This window comes from Paenibacillus melissococcoides (genome assembly GCA_944800085.1).
GTDB lineage: Bacteria > Bacillota > Bacilli > Paenibacillales > Paenibacillaceae > Paenibacillus_B > Paenibacillus_B melissococcoides.
Window position 1 is genome coordinate 472,427 of sequence record CALYLO010000003.1, and the last position, 23,693, is coordinate 496,119.

The window sequence follows — 23,693 nt, forward strand, 5'->3', positions numbered from 1 at the left end:
AATTCGAGCTTGAGCATTTTTCTGTTCGCGGTTCTCTGGGCATACAGAGCCAGCACAGGTTTGTACACAGAACTCATCCTCAACAGTTTATTTGTCGGGGTTACACCACCATTAAAAAGAACGTGTTTCGCGTCATGTAGTAGCAGTATGGGAAATAGGTCCGACCACTAAACCCTCGCTATTTTCATGCTAGGTTTGCGAACGAGAGTTCATGAATGTTTATTTTGCCGTTGACTTTGCCCGTAGGGGAAAGCGTACAGTGAAAGGGAACAAAGATTGATATATAAAGCCTTTCCGCCGTTAAAAAATGAAGAATGGAGGTGACCTCTTGCTTTCGATTGGAGAATTCTCGAAGATATGCGGCGTATCTGCAAAAACGCTTCGGTATTATGATGAGATCGGACTCATCCAGCCCGATGAGATTAATCCGGAAAACGGTTATCGGTATTATTCCATCAGTCAGCTCAAAAAGATGCTCTTGATTAACCGTCTGAAATCTTATTCTTTTTCTCTGGAAGAAATTAAAGACATTTTGGAATGGGAAGAGGATCAAGCAGAAGAGAAGGTTTGTTCTGCCCTGCCGCAAGCGAAGGGAAGTACAGGAAAAGATCGATGCTTTCGCCTATGCCCTCAATCAAATGAACCGGGATATTTCGAATTTGGAGAAGGGCATGCCAATGATGGCACACCTTGACCATATAGAGGTGCAGCTTGTTGAAACCGGGCCAATGAATATCCTTTCTATGCGGCAGATGCTGAGCAGTGATGACTATGCTGTAGGCTATGGAACGTATTTTAGCGGGCTCTATGCAAAGATTGCGACTGAAAAACTTACCCTGCTTGGTGCGCCGATGACGATTTATCACAGCCCGGAATACAATCCGGCCGGCAACGACACAGAGTTTGCCATCCCGATAGCGGAAGCGGTAAAGGGAACGAGACATTTGCCCGGCGGCCTCTGTGCGAAATCTGTGCTGCACGGTTCATACGCCGACTTGACGTCGGTCTATGCCAGACTGAGGGAATGGATAGAAAATGAAGGCTATGAATTGATAAAGGCACCCTATGAAGTGTATATCACCGCCCCCAATCAAGCGGCCGTTCCTGAAGACATCGTTACCCAGGTATATTTTCCCGTAAAGAAAAAATAACGTTTGTAGAGAGGTACCTATCATGCAAAGAAGTTACTGGCCAACGACAGAATGGCAAGCCGCAGACCCGGCAGCTTTGGAAATGGACGCTGACAAGCTGTTAGAGCTTGAACCTGCGATAAAAGCGGAGTACAGCGATATTAACGGCATTGTTGTAGTGAAAAAAGGATACATTGCTTATGAAAGATATTTTAATGGCTATGGCCCGGATGCCGCCCACCACGTGGCGTCTGTAACGAAAAGCGTCTTATCTGCTCTCATTGGGATTGCCATAGATGCAGGATATATTCAGAATGTGAATCAGAAGGTCCTTGATTTTTTCCCCGAGTATGCGGCCGCTGGTGCTGATAGGCAGAAGCGGGACATCACGATACGTCATCTCCTCACGATGACGGCTCCCTATCCATTTGAGGACTGGCATGAACCGTTGGACAAGCTGTGCATGCAGCCCGATTGGGTAAATTACACACTGGATTTGCTGGGCCAAAAAGGGAGTATCGGAGCTTTCAAATATTCTACCGCCGGGGCGCACCTGCTGTCAGCGATTATCACTCGCAGCACAGGAAAAAGTGCCCGCGACTTTGCCAACGAACATCTATTTAAGCCGATTGGGATGAGAGAAATCCCGGATATGGGAATGAAATCTTTGACGATTTATTCGGGAAAAACGTGAAAGGACGGGTTACGGATCCGCACGGCAACTCCACGGGAGGATGGGGACTTACGCTAACGCCCCGGGATATGGCCCGTTTTGGCGTTCTGTATCTGAACCTTGGCAAGTGGGACCATCTTCAGGTGATTTCGAAGACATGGATTGACGAATCAACGGTGATGAACCCCAATCATTACGGGTATCTGTGGTGGCTGCGCGAAGAGGACGGAGTCTTTGCCTACTCGGCACTAGGCGATGGCGGTAATGTCATTTGCTGCATTCCGGAAAAGGACCTGGTCGTAGCCATTGCATCCGAATTCAGCATGAATCCGCGTGATCGATGGACACTGATTAAGGAAGGCATTATCCCGGCTGTAATGGATTAAATATATTTTCCCCAAGACAGTTAAGGATACAAGTAGCCCAGCAATAAATTGTTCGAGCTTCCCCCAAAGGGAGTGTCTCACAGGCACTGCAAAATGATGGAGATGACGAGGTAACAGAGAATGTGGATGCGGGAAAAACGGCAGCGCGCAAACCGGTGGAAGATGGATGAAGCAGTGAAATGCTGCGTGGATGCATCAATTACTGCTCTTTAAGCCGCTATATGATGAAATTCCTGCAAAAGTACATGATGTTCATCGTTTTTTGTCTTTTATCGATTGAATAGTCAGAAATTGATGCCGTTTTGCAGGATTCCCTGCAACGGAGTACACGCCATAAAGGAAAGCTGCAGTTTTGCAGTTTTCGGCGATAGATATCTTCTCAAAAGATGTACGAATCAGGATAGTAAGAACTTTTGCCGAGCGTTCTAACACGAAGGTTGGATGCAAGTTCGATAAGCTAAAAGTCCTGATCGATATAGTCATCATCAATATAAACATCCAACTAAAATGGGCAAGGTAACAATACCTCATCCGAATAAAGACTGGCCGCGTAAAACAGTGGATAGCATTCTGAAATAGGCGGGGCTGAAAGAGGCCCTCTGTAAAGGATAAACATAAAATTTAAAAATTCATGTAACACCAGTTTCTCACGTTGACCGAAGAACATTGAGGGAGTTGAAGAAAAATATGAAAGACCGATATATCTTTCCTGCGATCTTCGATTATGCGGATGATGGTATTTCCGTCAAGTTCCCGGATTTACCCGGTGCATTTTCTTGCGGGGAGACCGACGAAGAGGCGTTTCGTATGGCAAAAGAATGTCTTGCGTTGCACTTGTACGGTTGGAACAAGACGGAGAAAAGATTCCGGAACCAACCCGTACGCTTGACCTTAGACTCGATGCTAACGAGTCCGCCGTTCTCATCGACGTATGGATGCCGCCATTCCGTGACTATATGGCGGAGAAGGCTGTGAAGAAAACGTTAACCATTCCGTAATGGCTTAACCGACCGTAAGTCATACGAAAAAAGGCCCTGTTGAATAAATCGGGGTTTAACGATATTCGACGCCTGTCATACTTTTCCTGAATCATGGGGAGAATGTTTATAAGGCGGGATAAACTGCACCTACAGTTCCCTGACTGATGGGGAGAGTGCGAATAAGGCTCGGCGCGTATGCATTTACTTGGTCTCCAGGGAGTTGCTTTTAATGAATATAAGCTGCTGAGAAGACAAAGCCCCACAAGCGGATACATCCCGCCGGGGACTTTTTCCATTACTTACCATGATAGCTTAGCAGTCTTACGGCTTGTTGAACGTGCTTCCCCCAATGCCAGCGATGAAAGCAGCGGACTCTGGCATTGGCGATGTTTTCCCTGATCAAGGGAGAACTGCTTTACGATATTTTTCCCGGCTCATTCGATAAATCGATGTCATATTCCATTCTTTTGGCCGTGCGTTCGGCAACGTCCCGGCCCAGTAGCCGGCTGACGAGATGGAAGGACATATTGATGCCCGCCGAGATGCCGCCGGATGTGACGATGTTGCCTTCATCGACATATTTGACGTCCCGCTTCACCGTCAAGCTAGGGTAGTCCTTTTCCAAACGGTCGCAGGAGTTCCAATGCGTTGTTACTGTCTTGCCGTCGAGCAATCCGGCTTCTGCCAAGATTAAGGCCCCGGTGCAGACGGAGGCCATAATATTCACTTCATCCATACGGCTCTTCACCCATTGAGTCGTCGTCTTGTTATACATTTCCGTCCGGCTACCCGGTCCGCCGGGCACGATGAGAATATCGAAGCGAGGCGCATTGTCATAGCTGTAATCGGGCTGTACTTTCAACCCGTTCCGCGCGGTTACCAGCTTGCCGTCTTCTGAGACGGTCTGGACGAGAAAAGGTCTGGCTGTAGTGTCAGACGAATGCTCGGTTACGGCGAATACTTCAAATGGCCCTGCGAAATCAAGTACCTCTACGTCGTTATAGAGCAAAATTCCTGCATGAATCACGGCTCGTTGATTCCTCCTATATCCCATTTGGCTGTTGCATGTCGCCATTTTATCAGGCTGCACAGGGAAAAGCATGACGATAAAGGGCTATAAAATAAGAACAAATTTTAAATTGTTATGTTCTGGAAATCAATCCGGTTCGGCGGGATGGGATGTGCGTTGCACGATTTTTATTGGAGAATTCGGCGAAATACGGTAAAATAAACGAGCGTTGAAGGAATAGCCGTATACGTCTGCGTCGAAAATAAGACTTCCGTGTGCGGCAGCCATACGCTATATACATACAAAACATGACTGTGCAACAAAGGGGTAAGCCAGTAACGATGAATGCTTATTTATTTCCGATCAAAATCGCGTTGTTTACGTTTCCGATCGCAGCGTTTTTTCTGACGCTCCCGTTTTTAATCGTGCAGTACCGCAAATACGGCTATGTGAATAAGGTACGGTCGTTGGTGCTGTACTCGATGCTGCTGTATTTTATTTCCGCATACTATCTCGTCATTCTGCCTCTGCCGGCCAATCGCGACAATTGCGTGCCTGGCGGCAGCGGGGTATTTTCGCAGTGGATTCCATTTACCTTTATCCGTGACATTATGAAGGAGACGAATGTCGTCTGGTCACAGCCTTCAACCTATGTGCAGATATTAGGGGAGCGGTCATTCTGGCAGGCGGCTTTCAACGTGGCTCTGACGCTGCCGCTCGGGGTATATTTGCGTTATTATTTCCAGAAATCGTTCCTGGGGACGACGCTCATTGCCTTTATCGTGTCCCTCTTCTTCGAGACGACGCAGCGCACGGGCTTGTACGGGCTGTATGCATGCCCATACCGGCTGTTCGATGTCGATGATTTGCTTCTCAATACGGTCGGCGGGATGCTTGGATTTTTGCTGGCTCCCTTGATTACGTATTTCCTGCCGCACAGCAGCCAACTGGATGCGGACGTGGATCTGACGCGCAGGCCGGTCGGCTTTATTCGCCGGGCCATTGCGCTATGGCTCGACTATTTGTGCATTGGCTTTATTTACTGGATTATCGCCATATTTATGGTCGCAGCCAACGGCAATGACGTGGATCAGTTCCTGAATTATTTGCAGACTAACGGATGGGTGCTGGCTGCCACGATTTTTGTTTATTTCATGCTGGTGCCTCTGTGGACGGAAGGGAAGACGTTCGGCAAATGGGTGACGCGCATTCATCTGATCGATGACCGCTTGGCGGCGGATCCGGAGCGGACGAACAAGCTTTCTTTCAAGGGTCTGCTCATCCGGTACGGCTTGCTGTATTTCGGCATCGGCGGGATCAATTATGTATTTTTCTACGTGCTGAATTCCGGCTATCTGGCTGAACTGGGCGGATTCGCGCCGATCGTCATCATTTTAGGGCTCGTCTTCAATGCGTTCGTGGGTCTGCATGTGCTGCTGCATATTTTCCGCCGGGATAAACGTCTTTTCTATGAGAAAATAAGCGGTACCCGCAACGCTATCACGATCCCGGAGCGCATGCTGCCTTACGCGGGCACGGCCGACCCGAAGGAGACGAAGGAGGATGCGGAGGAGAATCCGCCAGTCCGCCGCACGATGGAGTTCCAGGACGGATCGCAGCTAATAATTCGGGCGGATGCCGTGGCGGAGCCTAAGAAGGAGGAGTCTTCCGAAGAACTCGTGGAGCCTCGGGATGCTCACTCGGGCGAGCCCGATGCAGGGGCGAAGCAGGAAGAGGCGTCCGGCGAAGACGAAGCGAAGCAATGGAGCCGGGAGGAGCAGGTAGAGAAGGAATTGTCGCGGCTTCGCGCCAAGCTGGATCAAGACCGGTCCGATAAATAGGGAAAAGCAAAAACGGTCTCCGACCGTCCGGTAGGACGGGGAGACCGTTTTGTGCTATGAAGAGGCAGGCGGTTCGGAAGATGAATTGTTACGGGCATCGGCCTGCTGCTGAATCATTGGCTTGAACGAGGCCGGCCGCGGCCCCTTCTTCTTGCGGAAGCGGGGAGCGACATAATTCCGCTTGCGGTCGCGGTAGAACACCCAGCCGCCGATAAAGGCGACTCCGATGGCGAACATGGCGAAGCCCCCGAGGAAAGGAAGCCAGCCGAAGGATGGGGCGGCGAGGCTGTCATTCCCATGGTCGGCGATGTAATCGAAGATGACGTTCTTCATCGTCAGAAAGCCGAAGGTCGCGAGCAGGCCCGGAATGACGAGCAGCAATATAGCAATAAAGCGGGTTATCACATGCGTATCCTGTCTCATGAATTGATCACCTGTCGGAATATGTTCATTCTTAACTACATTTTATCTTACCTGGAAATCGGGGTATTGTCTAATCGGATTGCGCCCTTGGAACGGGGGCGGTTTGACAGATTCAGGTTTGGCGGTGCCGGAAAAAGGGAGTACAATAGAACCATTGGATTCGGACGATAAAGTCCAGCGGTATGATGTCAAGTCCCTGATTTATGAGAATTGGAAAATTTCCTTGGCGTGCAGCAGGATCAATCCCAAAAAAGGCATCACCAAACTAGACCCAGTCGAAAATTAAGTAAAATACCATAATATAACTGGGAATTAGAGAAGAAAATTCTTGAGCCAAGGCATTATTGCTCTGTCGGCTTCACCTTCCTTCTGGGCGTATAGAGTTGGTCGTTGCGTAGCAGCACATCGACCAGACGCACAAGTTTTCTTGCCGTTAAGACGAGGGCACGTTTGTGTTGATGCTTAGGGACTTCATTGAATTTCTTCCGGTAATACTCCCCGAATTCCGGGTCGCGGTTTTTTACCGAGTTGGCAGCTTCAACTAGGTAATAGCGAAGGAATCGGTTGCCGGAACGAATGCGCTTTGTATCTTCCGCCTCGAAGGAGCCGGATTGGTGCTTGCGCCACGTCAGACCCGCATACTTGGCCAAGGCGGCTTGATCCGTGAAGCGGTCGATGTCGCCGATCTCGGCCAGGATGCCTGCGGCATAGACCCGATCAATGCCCGGAATGGAACGGAGGCACTGGCTGCTGGAAATGCCGTCTAAAATGCGCTCAATCGCCTTGTCGAGCTCTTTAAGCTGACGCTGGATGCTCCGGATCGACTGAATTGAGGTGCCCAGCACCAAATCAATGGAATCCTCGACAACCTTCGAGAGGCGGTACGAGGCCCGAGCCGCCTTTTGAATACAGCGGGCGACGTGTTCGGGATCGGGGAAACGATTTCTCCCCTTGTCCTTTAGATAGTCAGCCAAATGGGCGACATCCATATTCCCCATCTCATCCAGGCTATACTTTTCCGAGAGCATTTCCATGATGGCATGGCCGAACACGGAACTGTCCACTTCCGCGCGAAAAGCATTGCACTTATAGAACAGATTTTGCAAAAAGTATTGCTTCTCGCGGGTGAGGTTGTGTACGAGATGGAATCGCATGCGAGTGAGCCGCTGCAAGGCGATGTACTGTTCCTGCATCACGATAGTCGTCGTGAGTCTGCCAAAACGCAGGCGGTCTGCAATGATCCAGGCATCGATGCGATCGGTTTTGTCCAGGTCGGCATAAGCGTCTTTGAATTTGTTAATCAGCTTCGGATTAATGGTGAACACCTTGGCATTCAATTGTTGAAGGGCCTCATCCTCATGCAAGTACATGGCTGGATGCCAGCTGTAGACGGATGTGGCTTCAAGCCCGATATGAACCTCAGAGCAGGCTGTCTTGACCGCAGCAGAAATGATGCGATCCCGCAAGTAAGAGGCGCCGTGCAGATTGTTGGTGGTCTTGAAGGTCTCCAGGGTGTCGCCATCCGATTTCATCAAACAGGCTTCCAGTTCTTCGGAACTGACGTCAATACCGACAAAAAGCTTCAAGAGAATTCCTCCTTTCTATAAGGGATTCAGGGAACGGACTCTCCGGACTGTCTCCGGCGCACTCGCCGATCAATCACCCTCGCATATGAGAACACGCTTCGGTTCATGAGCTGCCCCGACGCTGCTACAGTCGGGCATGAGTTGCCGAAGGGAACAGCCAGCGGGTAAGAAGTGCAAGCGAGTACCGGAGAAACAGACTTAAAAAGTAGATTGGACTACAGGAGTGAAACGAATTTCCCCGAATGGAACCCTAAGTTCCATTGTCCGGAGACATTCCGGAAAGTCCAGTCCCCATATTAATTTTCAATGTGCAAGCTGGAAATTTTGAAGGCATTCTATGTTCCTATAAAGGACTGGAAAAAGACTCAAAACTGCCTTTAGGAAATACTATACGAGGAGTGCTTGGTATGACAAAGCAAGTCGATGTGGCCATTTTGGGCGGAGGAACGGGCGGATATGTCGCGGCCATCGCCGCGGCGCAGGCCGGTAAATCGGTCGTCGTCATTGAACGGGAGAAGCTGGGCGGGACCTGCCTGCACCGCGGGTGCATTCCGAGCAAGGCGCTGCTGCGCAGCGCGGAAGTGTATCAGGAGGCGGTGAACGGCTCGGCCTACGGCATCGAGGTCGAGGGCGTGAAGCTGCGCTTCGACCGCGTTCAGGCCCGTAAGCGGGACATAGTCGAGAAGCTGCATCAAGGGGTCTCGCTGCTGATGCGGAAGCATGCGATTGAAGTGATATATGGAACCGGACGGGTCATGGGGCCGTCGATTTTTTCGCCCAAGAGCGGATCGGTGGCGGTCGAGTATCCGGACAAGGAGGCCGATACGATTGTGCCGAAGCATCTCATTATCGCGACGGGATCGCGTCCGCGGATGCTGCCGGGACTGGAAGCCGACGGAGAACTCATCGTTACGACGGATCAGGCGCTTGAATGGGAGCAGCTTCCGGAGCGCGTCGCCATTCTGGGAGGCGGCGTCATCGGCGTCGAATGGGCATCGATGCTGGCCGACTTCGGCGTGGAGGTCGATGTGATCGAAGCGGGGGAACGGATTGTTCCGATGGAAGAGGAAGATACGGCGCGCGAGCTTCAGCGGCAATTGGCGAAGCGGGGCGTCCGCTTCCATACGAAGGCGGCGCTTCAGCCGGAGGCAGTACATAAGGATGAAGAGCGGGGAGAAGTTCATCTCCTCATTGAAGAAAACGGAGAGAGCGTAAGCATAAAAGCGGACAAGCTGCTCGTATCTATAGGGAGACAGGCCAATATCGAGAATATCGGCTTGGAAAATGTCGGCCTGGAGACGGAGAAAGGGTTCATCCGCGTCAACGAGTGGATGCAGACGAACGAGTCCCATATTTATGCGATTGGCGACGTGATCGGCGGACTGCAGCTGGCTCATGCCGCGGCGGCCGAGGGGCTGGCCGCCGTGCGTCATCTATGCGGCGATACGTCGGCTGATTATGACTCGCGGAGCATTCCGCGCGCGATCTACTCGCGTCCGGAAGCGGCCTCGATCGGCTGGACGGAGCGGGAGGCGAGAGCCGCGGGCTATGACGTGAAGGTAAGCCGCGTGCCGCTGCATGCGGTCGGCAAGTCATTGGTGCACGGAGAGCCGGAAGGGTTCGCGAAGGTGATTGCGGATGCCCGGTCCCGCGATCTGCTCGGCGTCCATATTGTCGGGCCGCATGCGACCGAGCTGATCGGGGAAGCTTCGGCAGCCATGCTGCTGAATGCGACCGCATGGGAGATGGGGCAGGTGATCCGGCCGCATCCGTCGCTCTCCGAGATCTTGACCGAAGCGATGCTTGGCATAGAAGGCAAAGCGATTCATATCTGACACATCCGGCCGCGGAAGCTTGACCATAGCTGATGTTTTCTTTTTCAGAACGATGAGAGTATAATATGTTTAGAGTCAAGTCTTAGTACCTGGTATTATACTCGCGACAGACTTGAATGAAGAAGGAGGTCTGCTTCATGACGCCGGAAGCGAATACTCGTCAGAAGACGAGGCATGAGTCCCTCGGGCTCTCGGATGAACAGGCGGTTGACATGTACCGGAAGATGCGGCTTGCCCGCATGTATGATGAACGGGCGCTGCTGCTGCAGCGGGCGGGAAAAATCAATTTTCACGTGTCGGGTATCGGTCAGGAAGCTGCCCAGATCGGTGCGGCATTTGCATTGGATAAAGAAAAAGACTATTTTTTGCCCTACTACCGCGATTACGGCTTCGTCCTGTCCGTCGGTATGACGATACGAGACTTGATGCTGGCCATTTTTGCGAAGGCCGAGGATCCGAACAGCGGCGGCCGGCAGCTGCCGGGCCATTTCGGCAGCAAGCGTCTTCGCATCGTAACCGGATCCAGTCCGGTGGCGACGCAAGTGCCGCATGCCGTAGGCATTGCGCTGGCGGCGAAGATGCGCAACGAAGAAGCGGTCTCCTTCGTCACGCTGGGCGACGGCTCGAGCAACCAGGGGGATTTCCACGAGGGCTGCAACTTCGCCGGCGTGCATAAGCTGCCGATGATCGTGATGGTCGAGAACAACCAGTATGCCATCTCCGTCCCTTTGGACAAGCAGGTGGCGGGCCGCATCAGCGACCGGGCATTGGGCTACGGCTTCCCGGGCGTGCGCGTCGACGGCTGCGATGTGCTGGAGGTATACCGCGCCGTCAAGGAAGCGCGCGAGCGGGCGCTGCGGGGCGAAGGGCCTACTCTTATCGAAGCGGTCATGTACCGGCTGACTCCGCATTCCACTTCGGACAACGATATGGTATACCGGACGAAGGAAGAAGTGGAGAAGAACTGGAAGAACGATGCGCTGCCTCGCTATAAGGCGTATTTGATGGAATGCGGCCTCTGGTCGGAGGAAGAGGACGCGAAGCTCACCTCGGACATCAAATCGATGATGGATCGCGAGCTCGCCTACGCCGAGCAGGCGGCCTTCCCGGCTGCCGAAGAGGCGCTGCGGCACGTCTATGCGGAGGAGGAAGCAGGCACATGGCGGTAATCGATTATATTGACGCAATACGAACGGCAATGAAGGAAGAGATGGAACGGGATGCCGACGTATTCGTCCTCGGCGAGGATGTCGGCGTCAAGGGCGGCGTGTTCACGACGACAAAGGGGCTGTATGAGCAATTCGGCGCAATGCGCTCGCTCGATACGCCGCTGGCCGAATCCGCGATCGCGGGCGTCGCGATCGGCGCCGCGATGGTCGGGATGAAGCCGATCGCGGAAATGCAGTATTCGGACTTCATGTTCCCGGCAACGAACCAGATTATCAGCGAAGCGGCGAGAATCCGCTACCGCTCCAACAATGACTGGTCCTGTCCGGTTGTCATTCGCGCTCCGATCGGCGGCGGAGTGGCCGGCGGACTGTACCATTCGCAATGTCCCGAATCGGTCTTTTTCGGAACTCCCGGCTTGAAGATCGTCGCTCCGGCTACGCCTTACGACGCGAAGGGCCTGCTCATCGCGGCGATCCGCGATCCGGATCCGGTCTTATACTTCGAAAATAAAAAATGTTACCGCATGATTAGCGGGGAAGTGCCGGAAGGCGATTATGTCGTTCCGATCGGAAAAGCGAATGTTGTGCGGGAAGGAACGGATATTACCGTCATCGCCTACAGCTTGCCGGTCCATATGGCGGTGCAGGCTGCGGATGAACTGGCCAAGGAAGGAATCAGCGCGCATATTCTTGATCTGCGCACCATACAGCCGCTAGATCGGGAAGCGATTCTCGAAGCGGCGGCGAAGACGGGCAAAGTGTTGATCATTCATGAAGATAACAAGTCGGGAGGCGTCGGCGCGGAGGTCTCCGCCATGATTGCGGAAGAGCTATTGTTCGATCTGGACGCGCCGATCAAGAGACTGTGCGGCCCGGATATTCCGGCGGGCCCGTACAGCCCTCCGCTGGAGAAATTCTTTATGTTGAGCAAGGATAAGGTCAAGGATGCCATGCGCGAGCTGGCGTTGTTCTAAGGACGGGAAGCGGCCGGACAGGCGGAACGCCGGCACTGTGCTCATGCATGCCGCGCAGATTCGCCGGGGCCGGCCGGTTGTCAAGAACGGGAGTGAAATTCAATGTCTGATGTTAAAGGGAAAGAAATCACGATGCCGCAGTTGGCCGAATCGCTCGTGCAGGCCACGATTGGCAAATGGCTGAAGCAGCCCGGGGAATCGTTCGAGGCCTATGAGCCGATCTGTGAGGTCATTACCGATAAAGTCGTCGCCGAGCTGCCGGCTACCGAAGCGGGCGTCATGGAACAGATTATCGCGCAAGAGGGCGAGACCGTCGCCGTCGGCGCCGTCATCTGCCGCGTCCGTAGGGAAGCGGCCGCGGTTCCGGCGGACGCAGGGCAGGCGAACAAGCCGGCCGCCGCGCAGGGCAGCGGCCAGGCGCCAGCTTCCTCCGGGCAAGATATGAGCGGGCGCTACTCGCCTGCCGTCCAGCGCCTGGCGTTCGAGCATGGCGTCGATCTGACCCGCTTGAAGGGTTCCGGCTTAGGCGGCCGGATTACGCGGAAGGACGTGCTGGCGGCCGTCGAGTCGGGCGCTTCCGCCTCTGCTGGAGGAGCCGGTGCGGGCGCGCAGACGCCACGCCAAGCAGAGCAGCCGGCTCAGCCCGGCACGGCAGCTTCGGCGGCTCCTTCGAATCCGCTGCCCGATGCGGCTCAGGTTCCGGTGCGCCATTCGGGGCTCCATCTGGCGGATTCGCCGCGCATCCCAACCATCGAAGTAGAGGAGGCCGGCCGCGGGGAGACGTTCATTGACGTGACGCCTATCCGCCATACGATTGCCAGCCGGATGCGGCAAAGCGTCTCCGAGATTCCGCATGCGTGGACGACGATTGAAGTCGATGTAACGAATCTCGTGCTGCTGCGCAACAAGGTCAAGGACGAATTCATGCGCAAGGAAGGCTTCAACCTGACCTATCTCGCGTTCGTGCTGAAGGCGGTCGTCAACGCGATCAAGGATTACCCGATCATGAACTCGGTCTGGGCCGTCGACAAAATTATCGTCAAGCGGGATATCAACCTGTCGCTGGCGGTCGGCACGGAAGACTCGGTCCTGACGCCGGTCATCAAGCAGGCGGATCAGAAGAACATTGCGGGTCTTGCCCGGGAAATCGACGAGCTGGCGCGCAAAACGCGCGAAGGACGGCTCAGACCCGATGATATGCAGGGCGGAACCTTCACCGTGAACAATACGGGCTCGTTCGGCTCGATTCTGTCCTACCCGATTATCAACTACCCGCAGGCGGCAATTCTGACGTTCGAGTCGATCGTCAAGAAGCCGGTCGTCATCAACGACATGATCGCGGTCCGCTCGATGGCGAACATGTGCTTATCGCTGGATCACCGCATTTTGGACGGCGTCATTTGCGGCCGCTTCCTGCAGCGGGTGAAGGAGAATCTGGAAGGATACACGCTCGATACGAAAGTGTATTGAGAGATGAACGACGGCATGAGCGACGCGAGAGAAGACTTTTTACAGAAGAAGGCGATATCAGGATGAATGGAACGGCAGAATCGGCACAAGGCGGGAGAAGACTTCGTGTTCATCATCTGGGCTTCACCGACTATGGCGAAGCGTGGGAGCTGCAAAAAAGCATCGTGAAGCAGGTCGATAGCGGCGAGCGCGACGATACGCTGCTGCTGCTGGAGCATCCGCCGACCTATACAGTCGGATCGCAGCGGCATCCGGAGCATTTGCTGCTCTCTCCCGAGCAATTGAAGGAGCGCGGCATCGCGGTCTATCAGATTGACCGCGGCGGGGATATCACCTACCACGGTCCGGGGCAGCTTGTCGGCTATCCGCTTCTGCTGCTCGAAGGGAAGCGGATCGACCTTCACGGCTACTTGCGCTCCCTGGAGGAAGCGATCATCCGGCTTCTCGCTTCGTTCGGGGTCGAGGGAAGCCGCAAGCCGGAATATACGGGCGTCTGGGTCGGCAACGTGAAGCTGGCGGCTATCGGCGTCAAGTTCAATAAATGCCGCCGGCACCGGGGCTTCGTGACGAGCCACGGCTTCGCCCTGAACGTCAAGAGCGGCATCCAGGCAGGCGGCTTCAGCGGCATTGTGCCGTGCGGAATCAGCGAGTATGGAGTCACTTCCCTGGAGGACTGCACAGGCATGGAATTCACGGTGGAGGACGTCGGCAGGCTGCTGCTGCCTTACTTGGCCGAGGTGCTGGAGTACGATCAGGCGATCGTCGAGCCATTGGAGGCGTTGAGCAGATAGCAGCGGCTTCAGCTGCAGGGGTTCCCGCCTCCGCATGGACGGAAAGGTCATGTACGTAGCGGCGGAACGTAGAGTGTGCGGGAATAGCGGGAGGGCAGGCGTCCTGCGGGGAACAGCTTGTCCCTCCCATTCCGGATGCGGGGCGGTCAGCCGTACAACAATGGCTCGATCAGCACGAGCACGGTGGACACGAGCATGGCCGCCAGCATCAGATAGACGATGATTTTGAACCACTTTTTGGATTGCATGACACGGGTAAGCTCCTTTCTTCAGCGAATGCTGAATTTCAGATCATTACCCCTATTGTAACGAACAATTCGTCAGGAGGAAAGCGAATATGGTTCAACAGGATAGAGTAGTGAAGCATTTCATGGAATTGGTGCAGGTGGATAGCGAGACGAAAAACGAGCGCGCAATCTGCGACGTGCTCAAGCAGCAGTTCGAAGCGCTCGGTCTGCAGGTGACCGAGGACGATACGGCTCCGGCGACGGGGCATGGGGCAGGCAACCTGATCGTGAACTGGCCGGCGACGCCGGGACAGGAAGGCAGCACCCGCCTGTTCTTCACTTCCCATATGGATACCGTGAAGCCAGGCAACGGCATCCGTCCGCAGCTCGGAGAGGACGGCTACATACGCAGCGACGGCACCACGATTCTCGGATCGGACGATAAGGCCGGCCTGGCGGCCATGTTCGAAGCCATTCGCGTCATCACGGAGACGAACCGCCCGCATGGACAGGTTCAATTCGTGATTACGGTCGGCGAAGAATCGGGCCTCGTCGGCGCCCGGGCCATGTCGGCCGAGCATCTGCAAGCCGATCTCGGCTTCGCGCTCGACTCGAACGGAGAGGTCGGCGCAATCGCGGTGGCGGCGCCTACTCAAGCGAAGATTTCGATGGAGATTTTCGGGAAATCGGCGCATGCCGGCGTGAATCCGGAGGACGGCATCAGCGCGATTCAGGTGGCCAGCAAGGCGATTGCGCGCATGCCGCTGGGACGCATCGATCACGAGACGACGGCCAACATCGGCCGCTTCGAGGGCGGCGGCGCCACGAATATCGTCTGCGATTATGTGAAGCTGGACGCCGAAGCGCGCAGCATCGTGCAGAGCAAGGTCGAAGCCCAGGTTCAGAAGATGAAGGAAGCGCTGGAGAGCGCGGCAGCCGAATACGGCGCCCGTGCGGAATTCAAGAGCGATATCGTCTATCCGGCGTTCAATTTCACGGAAAAGGATGAAGTCGTGAAGCTGGCGCAGCGCGCGATCGAGCGAATCGGCTCCGTCTCCCGCCTGTTCCATTCCGGCGGCGGCAGCGACGCCAATATCTTTAACGGCATGGGCGTGCCGACGGTCAATCTGGCCGTAGGCTATGAAGATATTCATACGACGAACGAACGCATTCATGTATCCGATCTGGTACGCACGAGCGAGCTGGTCGTTGCCTTGATCGAAGAGGCGGCGAAGGCATAAGCGGGCAGGCGATCGGATGGAAGCTTAGGTGTGCGGACCGTGCCGGGAAGCGGCCCCACCGTTGTACAGGCTTCTGGCCGCTCCCGGCCACCTGAAGGAGGAGAGACGATTGTCCTTCATTCATCATTCCTCGATGTTCGAGTTCCAATATCGCAATACGGCGCCTTACGAGACGCCGTATTTCCATTCTCATGCCAATTATGAGATTTATCTGTTCCATTCCGGCCATGTTCATTATTTGATCGGCGATCAGATCTATCTCCTTCAACCGGGAGATTTGATTCTGATGCACGGCTTGACGCTCCACCGGCCGAATATCGACACCCGTTATCCGTATATCCGCTCCATCATTCACTTCGATCCGCGCTATGTGGAGGCGATCCATGCGGCAGGCGATGCCGCGCAGGAGCTGCTGCGTCCGTTCCGGTCCTTGAAGTACGCGCGGTTGCGGCTGTCCGAGGACCAGGTGGACGAGGCGATGCGGCTGCTCGGCCGTATGAGCCTGATGGGGGAACGCGGGGATTTCGTCGGCGTTCAGCGGCAGCGGCTTGCTTTTCTCGAATTGCTATACTGTATCTATGATTGGTGCCGGGAGCCGCTGGCGGAACGGTCGGCGGAAGGGGAGCCCGAGATTCGGGTGCAGGAAGCGATACAGGTCATCGAAGGCTGCTATCAAGAGGAGATAACACTGGAGGATATCGCCAGCCGCCTGCATATGAACAAGCATTATCTTAGCAAAGTATTCAAAGAAGTGACCGGCACGACGGTCTTTACGTATCTGTACCACCGCCGCATCAATCAGGCGAAGATCTGGTTTTTGACCGAACCGGATTGGTCGGTAACCGAGGTGGCGATGCGGGCGGGGTTCAAGCATCTATCGCATTTCTCCCGCCTGTTCAAGCAAATGGTCGGCTGTTCGCCGGATCAATACCGCAAGCAGCTTCAAGCTTCCGAGTCAGGGTAACCTGGAACGGAAGCTTTTTTTGGCTGTACGGCAGGAACAAGGGACGGTCTTTTCCGGCAGACGCGGCGGCTGGGTCTTCGGAATGCCAACCACAGTTAAATGCGTCCCTGAAACGCTTAATCCAATGAAAGCGCACTCAACACGTCTTATGATACGCTACGTACAAATGCAACCGTACCGGCTGCGTTCCAGCTCATTAGTCGTCAGTTAAGGGGGAAACGCGAATGGATACCGTACGAATCGGCGTCATTGGATTAGGAAATATGGGGAGCGCCCACGCGAAGTGCATCGCGCGCGGCGAGATAACCGGGGCGGTATTGGGCGCTGTCTGCGACAGCGTTCCCGGCCGCCGGGAGTGGGCAAAGTCCGAATTGGGGGAGCGCATCCCGTTTTATTCGACAGAGGAAGAGATGCTGGCTTCCGGGGAGATCGATGCCGTGCTGATCGCGACGCCTCATTACCATCACCCGCAATCGGCGATCAACGCATTCGAGCATGGGCTGCACGTCCTGATCGAAAAGCCGGCCGGGGTCTATACGAAGCAGGTGCGGGAGATGAACGAGCGGGCGGCGCGAAGCGGCAAAGTGTTCGGCATTATGTACAATCAGCGCAGCCAGCCGATCTATCAGAAGCTCCGCGATCTGATTCAATCGGGAGAGTTGGGCGAGATCCGGCGGACGAACTGGATTATTACGAACTGGTACCGGCCGCAGAGCTACTATAATTCAGGCGGCTGGCGCGCGACCTGGGCGGGCGAAGGCGGCGGCGTGCTCATCAATCAGGATCCGCACCAGCTAGATCTGTGGCAGTGGACGACCGGCCTTGTCCCGAAGCGGGTGCGGTCGTTTTGCCGCTTCGGGCATTACCGGGACATCGAGGTCGAGGACGATGTTACCGCTTATGTGGAATATGAAAATGGAGCGACCGGCGTATTCGTCACGACGACCGGCGAGGCGCCGGGCACGAACCGCTTCGAGATAACCGGAGATCGGGGCAAGGTCGTCATTGAACACGGGAAGCTGACGTTTTGGCGGCTGCGGGTGGCCGAGCCGGAGTTCAACCGGGAATATGAAGGCATGTTCGGTCAGCCTGAATGCTGGAAATGCGAGATCCCGGTCCATGGACAGGGCGGCGAGCACCGCTACATTATTCAGAATTGGACCGACGCGATCCGGACAGGGGCGCCGCTGCTTGCGCCGGGTGAGGAAGGCATCCACGGACTGACGCTGTCGAATGCGATGCTGCTGTCGACCTGGACGGACAACTGGGTCACGTTCCCGCTGGATGAGGAGCTGTTCCATGCGGAGCTGCAGAAGCGGATTGCCCAGTCCCGCTATTCGCCCGATGCGCCGGAAGAGGCGCGGGCTCCGGCGGATATGAGCCGTTCATTCGGCTCGTAGCCGCCTGCCAGCCTGCCAGCCGGACCGCAGGCTGTGGCGGGCGCGTCCGGGTACAGCGGCTGAAAACCAGGGAGAAGGAGGTTGGAAACGAATGAACCAGGAAGAACAGGCGATTCGGCAGATGGCCCATGAGGTCGTGAAGCAATGCGCCGTCACCGATATGCATACCCATCTGTATGCGGAGAACTTCGGTTCCCTGCTGCTCTGGGGGATCGACGAGCTGTTGACGTACCATTATCTGATTGCCGAAATGTTCCGGCATTCCCCCGTCCCGGAGGAGACGTTCTGGGGCTGGAGCAAGGAGCGGCAGGCGAATCACGTGTTCCAGACCTTATTCGTCGATCGTTCTCCCGTCAGCGAAGCGGCGATCGCGGTCGTCGGGATATGCCAGCGGCTTGGCATGCCAATCGCCAGCCGCAGCATCGAGGCGCTGCGGGAAGCGTGGTCGAAGGTAAGCTTATCGGAGCATATCGATCATATTTTCCGCTTGGCCCATGTCAAGCAGGTCGTGATGACCAACGATCCGTTCGACCCGTTGGAGCGGCCGGTCTGGCAGAGCGGCGGAGTCCGGGATTCCCGGTTCCTGGCGGCGCTTCGGATCGATTCCTTGCTGCTGGACTGGGAATCGGCCTGTCCGAAGCTGCATACGGAAGGCTGTGCGGTGACGGCGGAATGGGACGGGCCGGGCGGCGAGCAGAATGTCCGCGAAGCGAGACGGTTCCTGAAGGAATGGGCGGTGCGGATGAAGGCGGTCTATATTGCCGCATCCTTGCCCGGAACGTTCCGGTACCCGGATAACGGATGGAGCAGCCGCATGCTCGACGAGGCGGTCATCCCCGTCTGTCAGGAGTTGAATCTGCCGCTGGCGCTCATGATTGGCGTCAAGCGACAGGTCCATCCGGCCTTGCGGTTGGCGGGAGACCGCGAGGAGCGGACCGACATCGCCATGCTGGAGCGGCTGCTTGTCCGCCATCCGTCCCAGCGGTTCATGGTGACCCTGCTTGCCCGCGAGAATCAGCACGAGCTGGCGGTGCTGGCGCGCAAATTTCGCAATTTGCTGCCTTTCGGCTGCTGGTGGTTCCTGCATACCGAATCGATGATTGCGGAGATGACCCGGATGCGGACCGAACTGCTTGGCACCTCCTTCATTCCGCAGCATTCGGATTGCCGGGTGCTGGAGCAGTTGATTACGAAGTGGGACTATTCGCGCCGCACGATTGCCGAAGTGCTGGCTCATCAATATATCCGCCTCGCACGGGCCGGATGGACGGTATCGCGGGAAGAAATGGAACGGGATGCGGATGAATGGTTCAACCGTCAATTCCGGACGTTCACCGGCATCGCGCCGGCCGGAGCGTGAGGATGGGCAAGGAGGATGAACATGTCACAGTGGTTTGATTTGCACGGCAAGACCGCGGTCATTGCCGGAGGAACAAGCACGCTCGGCCGGTCGATGGCCGAGGCGCTGGCCGCGCATGGCGCCCAGGTCGCTATCATCGGGCGCAAGGCGGATGCCGCCGCCGAAGTGGTTGAGCGGCTGGCGGCGGCGGGAGGGGACGCCCAGGCGTTCCTGGGCGATATGACGGACGAGCGCGATATCGAGCGCGTTCGCGCCGAAGTGATGCAGCGCTACGGAAAAGCCGATGTGCTGCTGTACTGCCCCGGAGTGAACAGCGCGACGCCGTTCTTCGAGCTGGGGATGGAAGAATGGGATCATATTATGAACGTCAATGTGAAGGGCGCCATCCGAATGTGCCAGCATTTCGGGAAGTCGATGATCGGAGGCGGCAGCGGGGGCTCAATTATACTCATCTCCTCCGTCTCCTCGGATCCGCCGTTATCCCGCGTGTTTTCCTACTCTATGTCGAAGGCGGCCCTGAACAGCATGACCAAATATCTGGCCCGTGAGTTCGCTCCTCACGGCGTCAGGGTCAACGCGATCATCCCCGGCTTCTTCCCGGCGGAGCAGAACCGGGCGATCCTGTCCCCGGAGCGGGTGGAAGCGATTATGCGGCATACGCCGATGGGGCGGTTCGGCAGCCCCGAGGAGCTGCAAGGGACTGCGGTGTGGCTGGCGTCCGAGCGGGCTTCGGGCTTCGTGACCGGCGCATTGATCCGCGTCGATGGCGGCTTCGGGGCGATGACGATCTAGAGGCCCGCAAGCCCTTTTAACAACTGTCACTTCAACTTTAAATAACTGTTTCTATATTGAAGGAGGACTTATCTATGAAATGGTCTGTCTTTACCGTAGCCGTTCCCGATCTGTCGGTGGAACAAGTCATTCCGGAAGCAGCCGCTGCCGGGCTGCACGGAATCGAATGGCGCTGCGCCCCAAGGCCGGCGGAAGCGAAGAGCCAGCCGCCATCCTTCTGGGGCAATAATCTGTGCACCATCGAGCCCGGAACCGCCCTGGAAGTGCTGCAGGGCCTGCACGAGCAGATGCAAGAGCATGGCCTCGACAGCGCGGCCGTCATGCCCTACTTGAAGGTCGGGGATATGGAGGCGGCGGAAGAAGTAATGCGCATCGCCCGGGCGCTGGGCGCGCCGATGATGCGGATCGGCGTCCATGGCTATAACCGGAGCCGGCCTTACAGCGAGCTGTATGACGAGCAGATGGATTATGTGGCGAAGCTCGTGCCGCTGCTGAAGCAGTACGGCATCCGGGGGCTGATCGAGACGCATCATATGACGATCGCGCCAAGCGCAAGCGCGGCCTACCGGATCGCGTCTGCCTTCGATCCGGAGCATATCGGCGTGCTGTTCGACCCGGGCAATATGGCCTTCGAGGGATATGAGAACCACCGCATGAGCTTGGAAATGCTGGGGCCGTACCTGGCGCATGTCCATGTCAAAAATGCGGATATCGCGGCAGCGCGGGAACATAACGGCCCGAAGCTGGAATGGTCGCCGCTGGATCGGGGATTCGTCCGGTGGCAGCAGGTGATGGAGGACTTGACCGCGGTTGGTTATGACGGCTATTGCGGGGTGGAAGATTTCAGCGGCGTTCATTCCTCAGGCGACATGCTGCGCGGCTTCGTCTCGCTGATGAAGGCGCTTGCGGATGGCGCCGCAGCCCGTCAGGAAGCCGGAACCGCCGGGGGGAGTACGCGATGAACCGCACTGACGGCATGCGCTACGCTCCGGAAGGCAAGCCGAACCCGGTATGCGGGCCGGGGGAATTCGCGTTTGCGGCGATGGCGCTGGAGCATGGGCATATTTATGGCATGTGCAACGGCTTGGTGGAAGCGGGAGCGACCTTGAAATGGGTCTACGATCCCGAGCCCGCCAAGGTAGAAGCGTTCCAGGCCCGTTATCCCGGGGTGCGGGCAGCCCGTTCGGAGGCGGAGATTTTGGAGGATCCCGAGGTGCGGCTGATCGCCGCGGCCGCCGTCCCGGCGGATCGGTGCGCTCTCGGGCTCCGGGCGATGGAGCACGGCAAAGATTACTTTACGGACAAGACGCCGTTCACGTCGTTCGAGCAATTGGAAGCGGCGCGCCGCACCGTGGCCGGGACGAAGCGGAAGTATATGGTTTACTACAGCGAACGGCTGCATTCGGAAAGCGCGGTGTATGCGGGGCAGTTGATTCAGGAGGGCGCCATCGGCAGAGTGCTGCAGGTGATGGGAACGGGACCGCACCGGCTGCAGGCGAAGCAGCGTCCGGCCTGGTTTTTCGAGAAGGAGCGTTACGGCGGGATATTATGCGACATCGGCAGTCATCAGGCCGAGCAATTTCTGTACTACGCGGGCTGCCGCGATGCGCAAGTGCTGCACAGCAAGGTGGCGAATTACGCGCATCCCGAATATCCGGAGCTCGAGGACTTCGGGGACGCCATGCTGCTGGGAGACAACGGCGCGACCAATTATTTCCGCGTCGACTGGTTCACGCCGGACGGACTCGGCACATGGGGGGACGGCCGCACCGTCATCCTTGGCACCGACGGCTATATCGAGCTGCGCAAATATATCGATGTCGCCCGTTCCAACACGCCGGATCATGTCTATCTCGTCAATCATGAGGGAGAACGGCATATTCCGGTGTCCGGCAAGGTCGGATTCCCTTTTTTCGGGGAACTCATTACCGATTGCATTCATCGCGCGGAGCGGGCCATGACGCAGCGGCATGCGTTCAAGGCGGCCGAGCTGGCGCTGGCGGCGCAGGCGAATGCGGTCGTCATTCCGAATCCATCTGAAAAAGGAGGCGGAGAACTTGGAATTAACGTTCCGCTGGTACGGCCCGGATGACCCGGTCCGGCTTGAATATATTCGTCAGATTCCGGGGATGCAAGGCATCGTGTCGGCCGTCTATGACGTTCCGGTCGGCGAAGTATGGAGCCGCGAACGGATTCGCGGCCTGAAGGAGACGGTGGAGGCGCACGGCTTGCGGCTCGCCGTGATCGAAAGCGTCCCGGTGCATGAAGATATCAAGCTGGGGCAGGCCGGGCGGGACCGGTATATCGACAATTACGTGGCGACGCTGCGCAATCTGGCGGCGGAAGGGATCCGGACGGTATGCTATAACGTCATGCCGGTGTTCGACTGGACCCGAACGAAGCTCGATCATGTCCTGCCGGATGGCTCCACGACGCTTATCTATGAGGATGACGTCATTCAACAGATGGATCCGGCGGACGGAACGCTGCGTCTTCCCGGCTGGGACACGAGCTATCTTGACGGGGAAGTCGGACGTCTGTTCGAACGGTACCGTTCGATCGGAGTGGAGCAGTATTGGGAGAATATCGCATATTTCGTCCAGCGGGTCATGCCGGAGGCGGCGGAGCTGGGGATGCGGATGGCGGTCCATCCGGACGATCCGCCGTGGCCGATATTCGGCTTGCCGCGAATCCTGGGACGCGAGGAGCAGTTCGCCCGCTATTTGTCGCTGTTCGATCATCCCGCCCACGGCATATGCTTCTGCACCGGCTCGCTCGGCTCCGATCCGGCCAATGATTTGCCGCATATGATCCGGCAGTTCGGCAGCGCGGGGCGGATTCATTTCGTTCACGCACGCAACGTGCGGGTGACCGGACAGCGCTCGTTCCAGGAGACGGCCCATCTCTCCTCCGCCGGCTCCGTCGACATGACCGCGGTGATGCGCGCGCTGGCGGACATCGGGTATACCGGCCCGCTGCGCTCGGATCACGGCCGCATGATCTGGGGAGAGCGGGGGCGTTCCGGCTACGGGCTGTATGATCGGGCGCTCGGCGCCGTCTACTTGAACGGCATTTGGGAAGCGGTGGCGAAGTGTTCGGAAGCGGCACGGGCGCATCATCCCGCCAAGTAAGACAAGGGTACGCTAAGGCAATCAACGCCTTGGACCGTACCCTTTTTGGGTTTGCAGCGAGCCCGGGCCGGCCGCAATGGGATGCGTCTCTACTTTTTGGCCCGGCTCTGCTGCTTTTGGAGCGTCATGGACAACGTGGCGGTGCGTCCTTCCCGAATCATGAGCCTTCTCAGTTCGGCGCGAATTTCATAGCTTTTTCCTACGAACAGCATATCCTGCTTGGAATAATATTGTTTCACGTCAGTACCTCATTTCGTTCGGACAAGCCGTTTTGGTATAATGGGTATGTTGCATCGAACGGAATTATGTAT

At 56.4% G+C, this 23,693-nt stretch carries 20 protein-coding genes and 3 pseudogenes; 18 read left to right on the forward strand and 5 right to left on the reverse strand.

The annotated features are described in order from the left end of the window. The first annotated feature begins 328 nt into the window (after window positions 1–328). The 4 genes and pseudogenes from OCY70_RS13830 (at window position 329) to OCY70_RS13845 (ending at window position 3,164) form a co-directional block, all read left to right on the forward strand. Window positions 329–1,151: pseudogene (locus tag OCY70_RS13830) on the forward strand (MerR family transcriptional regulator). Window positions 1,152–1,173: 22 nt separating this feature from the next. Beyond that, window positions 1,174–2,189, forward strand: a pseudogene (locus tag OCY70_RS13835) (serine hydrolase domain-containing protein). 477 nt (window positions 2,190–2,666) lie between these two features. Further along, window positions 2,667–2,768 (forward strand): annotated as a pseudogene (locus OCY70_RS13840) (type II toxin-antitoxin system HicA family toxin); the annotation flags it as partial. A gap of 108 nt (window positions 2,769–2,876) precedes the next feature. After that, window positions 2,877–3,164 carry a type II toxin-antitoxin system HicB family antitoxin gene (locus OCY70_RS13845; protein WP_249725655.1) on the forward strand — a complete coding sequence of 96 codons (288 nt, stop codon included), beginning with the start codon at window positions 2,877–2,879 and terminating at the stop codon, window positions 3,162–3,164. A 420-nt stretch (window positions 3,165–3,584) separates the two neighbouring features. Here OCY70_RS13845 and OCY70_RS13850 read toward each other — a convergent pair whose 3' ends face one another. Then, window positions 3,585–4,223, reverse strand: a complete 639-nt coding sequence (locus tag OCY70_RS13850) for a DJ-1/PfpI family protein (protein ID WP_213431215.1) — start codon at window positions 4,221–4,223, stop codon at window positions 3,585–3,587. Window positions 4,224–4,519: 296 nt separating this feature from the next. Here OCY70_RS13850 and OCY70_RS13855 point away from each other — a divergent pair, with 296 nt between their 5' ends. After that, window positions 4,520–6,019 carry a VanZ family protein gene (locus OCY70_RS13855; protein WP_213431214.1) on the forward strand — a complete coding sequence of 500 codons (1,500 nt, stop codon included), beginning with the start codon at window positions 4,520–4,522 and terminating at the stop codon, window positions 6,017–6,019. A 54-nt stretch (window positions 6,020–6,073) separates the two neighbouring features. Here OCY70_RS13855 and OCY70_RS13860 read toward each other — a convergent pair whose 3' ends face one another. Both OCY70_RS13860 and OCY70_RS13865 read right to left on the reverse strand, forming a co-directional pair. After that, entirely contained in the window at window positions 6,074–6,442 is a 369-nt protein-coding gene (locus OCY70_RS13860) for a DUF2627 domain-containing protein (RefSeq protein WP_213431213.1), read from the reverse strand. A 341-nt stretch (window positions 6,443–6,783) separates the two neighbouring features. After that, on the reverse strand, window positions 6,784–8,028 hold the full coding sequence (locus OCY70_RS13865) for an IS110 family transposase (RefSeq protein ID WP_261944707.1): 1,245 nt from the start codon (window positions 8,026–8,028) through the stop codon (window positions 6,784–6,786). Window positions 8,029–8,435: 407 nt separating this feature from the next. Here OCY70_RS13865 and lpdA point away from each other — a divergent pair, with 407 nt between their 5' ends. The 5 genes from lpdA (at window position 8,436) to lipB (ending at window position 14,267) form a co-directional block, all read left to right on the forward strand. Further along, window positions 8,436–9,863, forward strand: a complete 1,428-nt coding sequence (gene lpdA, locus OCY70_RS13870; RefSeq protein WP_213426215.1) for a dihydrolipoyl dehydrogenase — start codon at window positions 8,436–8,438, stop codon at window positions 9,861–9,863. A 137-nt stretch (window positions 9,864–10,000) separates the two neighbouring features. Continuing rightward, window positions 10,001–11,032 carry a thiamine pyrophosphate-dependent dehydrogenase E1 component subunit alpha gene (locus OCY70_RS13875; protein ID WP_213426216.1) on the forward strand — a complete coding sequence of 344 codons (1,032 nt, stop codon included), beginning with the start codon at window positions 10,001–10,003 and terminating at the stop codon, window positions 11,030–11,032. Continuing rightward, the gene (locus tag OCY70_RS13880; protein ID WP_213426217.1) at window positions 11,023–12,006 is read left to right on the forward strand and encodes an alpha-ketoacid dehydrogenase subunit beta; all 984 of its coding nucleotides are present in this window, start codon (window positions 11,023–11,025) and stop codon (window positions 12,004–12,006) included. The genes OCY70_RS13875 and OCY70_RS13880 overlap by 10 nt, the downstream gene beginning before the upstream one ends. A 102-nt stretch (window positions 12,007–12,108) precedes the next feature. Then, entirely contained in the window at window positions 12,109–13,476 is a 1,368-nt protein-coding gene (locus tag OCY70_RS13885; RefSeq protein ID WP_213426218.1) for a dihydrolipoamide acetyltransferase family protein, read from the forward strand. Between the two features lie 62 nt (window positions 13,477–13,538). Next, window positions 13,539–14,267, forward strand: a complete 729-nt coding sequence (lipB, locus tag OCY70_RS13890) for a lipoyl(octanoyl) transferase LipB (RefSeq protein WP_213426219.1) — start codon at window positions 13,539–13,541, stop codon at window positions 14,265–14,267. A 146-nt stretch (window positions 14,268–14,413) separates the two neighbouring features. On the opposite strand, the gene prli42 is transcribed toward lipB, so the two are convergent. Next, window positions 14,414–14,515: a stressosome-associated protein Prli42 gene (gene prli42 / locus OCY70_RS13895; RefSeq protein WP_085982251.1), complete on the reverse strand. Its 102-nt coding sequence runs from the start codon at window positions 14,513–14,515 to the stop codon at window positions 14,414–14,416. A gap of 89 nt (window positions 14,516–14,604) precedes the next feature. On the opposite strand from prli42, the gene OCY70_RS13900 reads away from it, so the two are divergent. The 8 genes from OCY70_RS13900 (at window position 14,605) to OCY70_RS13935 (ending at window position 23,382) form a co-directional block, all read left to right on the forward strand. Beyond that, entirely contained in the window at window positions 14,605–15,735 is a 1,131-nt protein-coding gene (locus OCY70_RS13900) for a M20/M25/M40 family metallo-hydrolase (RefSeq protein WP_213426220.1), read from the forward strand. A gap of 109 nt (window positions 15,736–15,844) precedes the next feature. Next, entirely contained in the window at window positions 15,845–16,699 is an 855-nt protein-coding gene (locus tag OCY70_RS13905) for a helix-turn-helix transcriptional regulator (protein WP_213426221.1), read from the forward strand. 224 nt (window positions 16,700–16,923) lie between these two features. Further along, window positions 16,924–18,099 carry a Gfo/Idh/MocA family protein gene (locus tag OCY70_RS13910; RefSeq protein ID WP_213426222.1) on the forward strand — a complete coding sequence of 392 codons (1,176 nt, stop codon included), beginning with the start codon at window positions 16,924–16,926 and terminating at the stop codon, window positions 18,097–18,099. Between the two features lie 91 nt (window positions 18,100–18,190). Further along, window positions 18,191–19,459, forward strand: coding sequence for a glucuronate isomerase (locus OCY70_RS13915; protein ID WP_213426223.1), 1,269 nt, complete (start codon window positions 18,191–18,193; stop codon window positions 19,457–19,459). Window positions 19,460–19,480: 21 nt separating this feature from the next. After that, complete coding sequence (locus OCY70_RS13920; protein ID WP_373871407.1) at window positions 19,481–20,251, forward strand: SDR family oxidoreductase; 771 nt, start codon at window positions 19,481–19,483, stop codon at window positions 20,249–20,251. Between the two features lie 74 nt (window positions 20,252–20,325). Further along, the gene (locus OCY70_RS13925; protein WP_213426225.1) at window positions 20,326–21,213 is read left to right on the forward strand and encodes a sugar phosphate isomerase/epimerase family protein; all 888 of its coding nucleotides are present in this window, start codon (window positions 20,326–20,328) and stop codon (window positions 21,211–21,213) included. Continuing rightward, window positions 21,210–22,343, forward strand: coding sequence for a Gfo/Idh/MocA family protein (locus tag OCY70_RS13930; RefSeq protein WP_213426226.1), 1,134 nt, complete (start codon window positions 21,210–21,212; stop codon window positions 22,341–22,343). Before OCY70_RS13925 ends, OCY70_RS13930 begins: the two co-directional genes overlap by 4 nt. After that, on the forward strand, window positions 22,309–23,382 hold the full coding sequence (locus tag OCY70_RS13935; RefSeq protein WP_213426227.1) for a mannonate dehydratase: 1,074 nt from the start codon (window positions 22,309–22,311) through the stop codon (window positions 23,380–23,382). The genes OCY70_RS13930 and OCY70_RS13935 overlap by 35 nt, the downstream gene beginning before the upstream one ends. 89 nt (window positions 23,383–23,471) lie before the next feature. Here the strand turns inward: OCY70_RS13935 and OCY70_RS13940 are convergent, their stop codons facing one another. Further along, window positions 23,472–23,621 (reverse strand): hypothetical protein, encoded by a 150-nt coding sequence (locus tag OCY70_RS13940; RefSeq protein ID WP_158000447.1) that lies wholly within the window; start codon window positions 23,619–23,621, stop codon window positions 23,472–23,474. Window positions 23,622–23,693 lie beyond the last annotated feature (72 nt).